This is a genomic window from Myroides sp. DF42-4-2, assembly GCF_030326445.1.
Classification (GTDB): domain Bacteria; phylum Bacteroidota; class Bacteroidia; order Flavobacteriales; family Flavobacteriaceae; genus Flavobacterium.
The window spans coordinates 76,117-84,206 of the sequence record NZ_JACAKI010000016.1 but is presented as its reverse complement, the minus strand read 5'-3'; the positions used below and the strand labels follow the sequence as shown (position 1 = coordinate 84,206).

The 8,090-nt window shown below is 38.6% G+C and carries 8 protein-coding genes; 7 read left to right on the top strand and 1 reads right to left on the bottom strand.

Annotation, left to right across the window (positions count from 1 at the left end; translation table 11 throughout):
• Positions 1-228 precede the first annotated feature (228 nt).
• From HX062_RS12215 to HX062_RS12190, 6 genes are all read left to right on the top strand, one after another.
• Positions 229-762 (top strand): nucleotide exchange factor GrpE, encoded by a 534-nt coding sequence (locus HX062_RS12215; RefSeq protein WP_286467606.1) that lies wholly within the window; start codon positions 229-231, stop codon positions 760-762.
• A gap of 43 nt (positions 763-805) precedes the next feature.
• Positions 806-1,933 carry a molecular chaperone DnaJ gene (dnaJ, locus tag HX062_RS12210; protein WP_182627003.1) on the top strand — a complete coding sequence of 376 codons (1,128 nt, stop codon included), beginning with the start codon at positions 806-808 and terminating at the stop codon, positions 1,931-1,933.
• Between the two features lie 190 nt (positions 1,934-2,123).
• On the top strand, positions 2,124-3,044 hold the full coding sequence (locus HX062_RS12205) for an ABC transporter ATP-binding protein (RefSeq protein ID WP_182627001.1): 921 nt from the start codon (positions 2,124-2,126) through the stop codon (positions 3,042-3,044).
• Positions 3,045-3,046: 2 nt separating this feature from the next.
• Complete coding sequence (locus HX062_RS12200) at positions 3,047-4,351, top strand: ABC transporter permease (RefSeq protein WP_286467604.1); 1,305 nt, start codon at positions 3,047-3,049, stop codon at positions 4,349-4,351.
• A gap of 23 nt (positions 4,352-4,374) precedes the next feature.
• The gene (locus tag HX062_RS12195) at positions 4,375-5,547 is read left to right on the top strand and encodes a sigma-54-dependent transcriptional regulator (RefSeq protein WP_286467602.1); all 1,173 of its coding nucleotides are present in this window, start codon (positions 4,375-4,377) and stop codon (positions 5,545-5,547) included.
• Between the two features lies 1 nt (position 5,548).
• Positions 5,549-6,184 carry a DEAD/DEAH box helicase family protein gene (locus HX062_RS12190; protein ID WP_182626996.1) on the top strand — a complete coding sequence of 212 codons (636 nt, stop codon included), beginning with the start codon at positions 5,549-5,551 and terminating at the stop codon, positions 6,182-6,184.
• An 838-nt stretch (positions 6,185-7,022) separates the two neighbouring features.
• On the opposite strand, the gene HX062_RS12185 is transcribed toward HX062_RS12190, so the two are convergent.
• The gene (locus tag HX062_RS12185; RefSeq protein WP_182626991.1) at positions 7,023-7,265 is read right to left on the bottom strand and encodes a hypothetical protein; all 243 of its coding nucleotides are present in this window, start codon (positions 7,263-7,265) and stop codon (positions 7,023-7,025) included.
• Between the two features lie 155 nt (positions 7,266-7,420).
• Here HX062_RS12185 and HX062_RS12180 point away from each other — a divergent pair, with 155 nt between their 5' ends.
• Positions 7,421-8,062 (top strand): DedA family protein, encoded by a 642-nt coding sequence (locus HX062_RS12180; RefSeq protein WP_182626989.1) that lies wholly within the window; start codon positions 7,421-7,423, stop codon positions 8,060-8,062.
• The last annotated feature ends 28 nt before the right edge of the window (positions 8,063-8,090 follow it).

Here is an 8,090-nt window from a genome sequence, read left to right as displayed (position 1 = left end):
CTCACTATTCACCACTCACTATTCACCACTCACTATTCACCACTCACTATTCACCACTCACTATTCACCACTCACTATTCACCACTCACTATTCACCACTCACTATTCACCACTCACCATTCACCACTCACCATTCACCACTCACCAAAAAACTGACATTATGACAGAAATAAACAGTTGGCAAAGGATTTGATTAAGAGAAAGCAACAAATAATTTAGGATAGCACTATGGAAAATAAAGATATAAACAAGGAAGAAGTGGACGTAACAGCGGAAAATACGCAAGAAACTGAGGCAACAACGGCAGAGACAGCATCTATTGAAGAAGTGATGAATGCTAAAATTGCAGAAGAGAAAGACAAGTATTTGCGTTTATTTGCAGAGTTTGAAAACTACAAGCGCCGTACATCGAAGGAGCGTTTAGAATTGTTTAAGACAGCGAATGAGGAAGTTATGTCAGCGATGCTTCCTATTTTGGACGATTTTGGTCGTGCTTTATCAGAATTAGAAAAGCAAGGAGAAAGCGAACACCTGACAGGTGTGCGTTTAATTTCTACCAAATTAATTGACACCTTGGCTGCAAAAGGATTAGAGGAAGTAGTTATCCAAAGTGGTGATGCTTTTGATGCAGATATATCCGAAGCGATTACACAAATTCCTGCGGGAGATGACTTAAAAGGAAAAGTGGTAGATGTCGTAGAAAAGGGATATAAATTAGGCGATAAAATTATTCGTTTTCCAAAAGTTGTTATTGGTCAATAAACGTGCGTTTAGACCAATTTATTAATAGAAACTCAGAATCCAAATGAAGAAAGATTATTACGAAATATTAGGTATCGATAAAGGAGCAGATGCAGCTGCCATTAAAAAGGCATACCGTAAAAAGGCCATTGAATTTCACCCAGATAAGAATCCAGGGGATAAAGAAGCGGAGGAGAAATTCAAGGAAGCAGCAGAAGCTTACGAAGTATTAAGTGATCCAGATAAGAAAGCGCGTTATGACCAATATGGACATGCGGCTTTTGAAGGTGGCGGAGGATTTGGCGGCGGTCATATGAACATGGATGATATCTTCAGTCAGTTTGGAGATATTTTCGGCAGTGCTTTTGGCGGTGGCGGTTTCGGTGGTTTCGGTGGTTTTGGCGGCGGTGGCGGTCAACGCAGAGCCAAGGGAACTAGTTTGCGTATTAAAGTAAAACTAACGCTGGAAGACATCGCAAACGGTGTAGAAAAGAAAGTAAAAGTAAAGCGCAAAATAAAAGCAGCAGGTGTTACGTACAAGACTTGTGCTACGTGTAATGGATCTGGACAAGTGACTAAAATAGCCAATACGGTATTTGGTCGTATGCAAACGGCTTCTCCTTGTCATACATGTCAAGGGAGTGGACAAATGATTGACCAAAAACCAGCAGGATCAGATGCAGAAGGAATGGTGGTACAGGAAGAAACTGTATCAATCAAAATTCCAGCAGGTGTAGCAGAAGGCATGCAACTAAAAGTGGCAGGCAAAGGAAACGAAGCACCAGGAAATAACAGTGTTGCTGGAGATTTGTTGGTTGTAATTGAAGAATTAGAACACGAGTCCTTAAAAAGAGAAGGTGATAATTTACATTATGACCTCTATATCAGCTTCTCTGAGGCAGCTTTAGGAGGTAGTAAAGAAATTTATACCGTAACGGGTAATGTGCGCATCAAATTGGAAGAGGGAATCCAATCAGGGAAAATTCTCCGATTGAGAGGAAAAGGATTGCCGCGCTTAAACAGTTATGGCAGTGGTGATTTATTGGTTCACGTCAACGTATGGACACCGAAAAAACTCACAAAAGAACAGAAAGAATTCTTTGAGAAAATGGAAGAAGATAGCAACTTTAAACCGTCTCCAGGTAAGGGTGATAAATCTTTTTTTGAAAAAGTCAAAGAAATGTTTTCGTAATTAGAAAAGAAGTCATACATTTGATGCACACTTATTAAACAGTGGATTTTCTTTTTCATAGCAATTTTTCCCAACCTTATAGTAATATGAGGTTGGGTTTTTTTATGCCTATTTGTAATCAAAATATACCTTGTTCTTCGCAAGTTGAAATAAATGATTTATTTTTACATGAAATATAAAAGATCGATTGATGCAACCTATCTTAGAAGTTAAGAATGTAGAAAAAAAATATGCTGACAAAACAGCTTTGAATAATGTTTCTCTCACTGTTCCCAAAGGGTCTGTATATGGATTATTAGGACCTAATGGAGCGGGGAAAACGTCCCTCATCCGAATTATCAACCAAATCACCTATCCCGATCAAGGACAAATCCTTTTAGACGGTCAGCCTTTGAGCCCTCATCACATTAAAGATATTGGTTATATGCCCGAAGAACGAGGCTTGTATAAAACCATGAAAGTAGGTGAACAAGCGCTATATCTTGCCCAATTGAAAGGGTTGAGTAAAGCCGAAGCCAAAGAACAACTAGATTATTGGTTTGACAAACTCGATATCAAAGGATGGTGGAACAAAAAAATTCAGGAACTGTCTAAAGGTATGGCACAAAAAATACAGTTTGTCGTAACTGTATTGCACAAACCGAAATTGTTGATCTTTGATGAACCTTTCTCTGGTTTTGACCCCGTAAATGCCAATATTATCAAAGACGAAATTCTTGAACTCAAAGAAAAAGGAGCAACGATTATCTTTTCCACTCACCGCATGGAAAGTGTGGAGGAGATGTGTGATTACATTGCTTTGATTCACAAGTCAAATAAATTAATTGAAGGGCGTTTGGTCGATGTCAAACGCGATTTTCGAACTAATTTGTATCAAGTAGGAATTTTGTCAAGTGATGTACATCGTTTAATGTTTGAATTATCCCAGAAATTTACCGTACAACCGACCTCGTTTAAGTCTTTAAATGACGAGTTACAATTGGAGATTGATTTAGGTCAGGCGATGCCTAATGAGTTATTGCATATCTTGTCAAACAATGGACAAGTCACTCATTTTGTAGAAAAACTGCCAACGGCAAATGATATTTTTATTCAAACTGTAAGTAAATAAGTATGAGCGTTCTTAAATTAATTATAAAAAGAGAATTTATCGCCAAAGCGCGTAATAAAGCGTTTATTGTTATGACTTTTTTAGCCCCACTATTCTTTGTGGGTATTGCTGTGCTTATCGGATTTTTAAGTACAATGAAGTCAACGACCAAAGTAATCGCTATTCACGATGAGAGTGCTATTTTTAGCGGTGATTTTGAAAATTCGGAAGAATACGAATATAAAAATCTATCGGCTATTCCCATTGCAGTACTAAAAGATAGTGTCTTAGCTGAAAAATACAGCGGACTCTTATATATCCCAAAGCAAGAAGATTTAGCAGCCTATGAACAGTCGATTTACTATATTTCTAATGATAGCCCTGGTATTGCTTTCATCAGTAAAATTGAGTCAATCATTGAAAATAAAGTATCCAGTTTAAATTTAATTGACAAGGGGATTGATCCTCAAATCATTAAAGAGAATCAGGCTTCCGTTAGCTTGCACCTGCAAAAAGCATCAGGAGAACAAACGGTAAAAGGATTGAATGAAATCAAGATCTTTATTGGTTCGCTTTTCGGCTATTGTATCATGATGTTTATTATTGTGTACGGCAATATGGTGATGCGTTCAGTGATTGAAGAAAAAACAAACCGAATTATTGAAGTAATTGTCTCGTCAGTCAAACCCTTTCAGTTGATGATGGGAAAAATTATCGGTACCTCCATGGCGGGTTTATTGCAATTTTTGATTTGGGGTGTTGTTGGCGGAATTTTGATGCTCGTGGCGACTTCTGTTTTTGGATTGAATGCTGGTGCGTCGAATATAGAAGCTGCACAAATGGCAACGGCTATGGATACAAGCGTAATGAGTGATATCCAAAACTACGTAGCTGAAATCATGAGCTTGCCGTTGTTGTCTTGGTTTGTGTACTTTATTGTCTTTTTTATTGGGGGCTATTTCTTATATAGCTCCTTATATGCGGCAATTGGTGCAGCAGTAGACAATGAAACAGATACACAGCAGTTTTTGTTTCCCATTATGTTACCGTTGATGTTAGGTGTATATATCGGTTTTTTCACAGTTATCAAAGATCCGCATGGAACCGTAGCGACTGTATTTTCTATGATTCCATTTACTTCTCCGATTGTGATGTTGATGCGTATTCCGTTCGGCGTTCCAATTTGGCAAGTACTGCTATCAATTGTATTGCTATTCGGGACCTTTATTTTAACGGTGTGGATTGCTGCAAAAATATACCGAATAGGTATCCTCATGTACGGGAAACGTCCTTCGTGGAAAGAGCTGTATAAGTGGCTAAAATATTAAGATCCCTTCCTAAAACTAAAGTTATGAGTAAAGAATCCAAGATTTTAATTGTTGAAGATGAAGCGGCTATTCGCCGTGTTTTAATCCGTATTTTAGAAGAAGAGTCTCCCGAATACAAAGTGGACGGGGCAGAGGATGGAGCAGAAGGATTACAAATGATTGCCCAAGGAGAATATGACTTGGTAATATCGGATATTAAAATGCCTAAAATGAGTGGCGATGAATTGCTCGTTGAGGCAAAAAAGGTAAAACCTGAAACCGTGTTTGTTATGATTTCGGGACATGGAGATTTAGAAACGGCTATTAATACTATGAAATTAGGGGCGTTTGATTATATTTCCAAACCACCTGATTTGAATCGCTTACTCACAACGGTGCGCAATGCATTAGACAAGAGTAAATTGGTGGTAGAGAATACGATCTTAAAGAAAAAAGTTTCTAAGAAGTATGAGATTATCGGTCAAAGTGATGCTATCCAACAAATCACAGCGATGATCGAAAAGGTGGCACCTACTGAAGCTCGTGTCTTGATTACCGGGCCCAATGGTACAGGGAAAGAATTGGTGGCGCATCAAATTCACGCCCAAAGTCAGCGTTCTTCAAAGCCATTGATAGAAGTGAACTGTGCGGCTATTCCCGCAGAGCTCATTGAAAGTGAGTTGTTTGGTCACGTAAAAGGAGCCTTTACTTCGGCGGTTAAAGATCGACCAGGAAAGTTTGAATTAGCTGATAAAGGGACTATATTCTTGGATGAAATTGGCGATATGAGTCTGTCTGCCCAAGCGAAAGTGCTTCGTGCTTTACAGGAAAATGTAATCACTCGTGTTGGAGCAGAAAAAGATCAAAAAATTGACGTTCGCGTATTGGCAGCAACCAATAAAGATCTGCGTAAAGAGATTGAAGCAGGGCGTTTTAGAGAGGATTTATACCATCGACTAGCGGTAATTCTAATCAAAGTACCCGCTTTGAATGATCGCCGAGATGACATACCTTTGTTGCTGGAGCATTTTGTTAGACAAATTGCGAACGAACAAGGAAACGCTCCCAAAAAATTTACGCCAGAAGCCATTGCACAATTGCAACAGTATGATTGGAGCGGTAATATACGTGAACTGCGCAACGTAATTGAGCGATTAATTATTTTAGGAGAGAAAGAAGTAACATTAGAAGACGTAAAGCTATTCGCTACAAAATAAGATGAAATTAAAAAAAATACACCCCGTTTTACAACACAATTTAGCTGAACAAGGACTTGTCGAACCTACCCTTTTGCAAAAGACCGCTTTTGGACGTATTAAAGGAGGGCAAGATTTTGTGCTGATTGCCCCTAATGAAGAAGGCAAAACAACAACCTTAATTATGGCTGCTTTACAACGCGTAGAAGCACCTGTAGAGGATATGATCTCTACGCGTGTGTTAATCGTCGTAAAGGACAAATTTGAAGTAGAACGCCTATTAGAAGAGTTTGATCGCTTCGGGTCTAAAATGGGAATTCGCGTTTTTGGTGTACACGACTATACCGATTTAGATGACGATAAAAATCAAATGTCTCTAGGAAATGACATCCTCATCGGAACAGCTGAGCGACTAAACTTGATGTTTAGCGGTGCTGGATTCGATGTAAACCAGTTAAAAATGTATGCCATTGACGATATAGATCAACAGTTGAGAAATAGACATGAACCGCGTTTATACCGCCTGTCCGAAAGTATTGGTAAAACACAACGCGTGTATTTCGCTACTGATTACGTAGAACAATTGGATATGTTCGTCGATAAAACCATGTCAGAGGACATGGAATGGCTCGACTTTTACGAAGAGGAGGAAGAATAAAAAAGAACATAAAAAAAGAGGCAAATGAATGATTCGCCTCTTTTTTTATGTTTGCTCTTTATCTCACTTAGTTACTATTTGTTTTAGTGTTCGATGAATCTACGCTACGCGCGGTTTGTTATTCGCGCGGTTTGTTATTCGCGCGGTTTGCGCGGTTTGTAAGTTGAACGGTTTGTAAGATAATTGTGCTTTACAACGAGCATCGAACGAAGAGCAACGAGCGACGAGCAACGAGCAACGAGCGAGGAGCAACGAGCGAGGAGCAACGAGCGAGGAGCAACGAGCGAGGAGCAAAGAGCAAAGAGCGACGAGCAAAGAGCGACGAGCAACGAAATCTGTGCGGTTTATCTCACCTAGTTTATATTGGTTTTGGTGTTCGATGAATCTACGATTTGTTCTTTGCGCGGTTTATCTCACCTGGTTTATATTTTGTTTTGGTGTTCGATGAATCTTCGCTACGCTACGATTTGTTAAATCTCTTCGTATGTAAGATAATTGTGCTTTACAACGAGCATCGAACGAAGAGCAACGAGCAACGAGCAACGAAATCTGTGCGGTTTATCTCACCTAGTTTATATTGGTTTTGGTGTTCGATGAATCTTTGATTTGTTCTTTGCGCGGTTTGTTCTTCGCGCGGTTTGCGCGGTTTATCTCACCTGGTTTATATTTTGTTTTGGTGTTCGATGAATCTACGCTACGCTACGATTTGTTAAATCTCTTCATTTGTAAGATAATTGTGCTTTACAACGAGCAAAGAGCGACGAGCATCGAACGACGAGCAAAGAGCGACGAGCAAAGAGCGACGAAATCTTACCACTCACTATTCACCTAAAAAAAGCTACCACATAAAATAAATAGCAAACATAGTTGCGCTATATACGATGGCCAATACAATCAAAGGAGCTTTTCTTCGATTGAAAGCCAGTTGAAAGGGATGCTTATAAAAGAAAAAATCGCGGGTAAATCGAATGATAATAATTAAAAAGGCAATTAAAAAACACAGGTGTAACATAAGGGTAATCGCCTGAAGTGAGGCGAGATTTGGATTGAGGGTGGTAAGTGGTACAAGCTGTGAAAGCATAGCAGATTCGATTTAGTACTAGACTTAAAAATACAAAAAATAATGACTGTACATCAATCACTTGCTGTTAAATGATTTTTTTTCTTTATAATTAGAATAATCTTTACATCTTTGTGTGACAAACAAATTCAATATTAAACTCACTTCGAAGAACTATGGAGTTACTAGATTTTATCTTTCACATTGATCAATATTTACACACGCTAATCGCGAATTATGGATCATGGATTTACGTTATTTTATTCTTGATTATTTTTGTAGAAACTGGGCTAGTAATTATGCCTTTTTTACCAGGTGATTCCCTTCTGTTTGCAACGGGAATGCTCATTGCTCAAACGACAGAATTAGATATTACTTTGGCGATTGTTCTACTCTTGATTGCAGCCATATCTGGGGATTCCCTCAACTATTTTATCGGAATGAAAGCAGGTATGAAAATGACTAAGATTCGCCTGTTTGGCAAGCAAGTAATTAAAGAAGAACACTTAGATAAAACCCATGCATTTTACGAGAAATATGGTGAACGCACTATCGTTATCGCTCGTTTTATCCCTATTGTTCGTACCCTAGCTCCCTTTGTAGCTGGCGTAGGAAGTATGCGTTACCGCACTTTTATGTTGTACAACGTGATCGGTGGAATTATTTGGGTGGTAGGATTAACGCTAGCGGGTTACTTCTTAGGCAACCTGCCCATTGTAAAAGACAACTTCTCCAAAATAGCTTTATTGATTATCTTTGTTTCTATTTTACCGATTATTTTCGAGTTTATTAAGGCAAAAATGAAGAAAAATAAGTAAAATAGCCGTAGGTATATTATTTAGTATC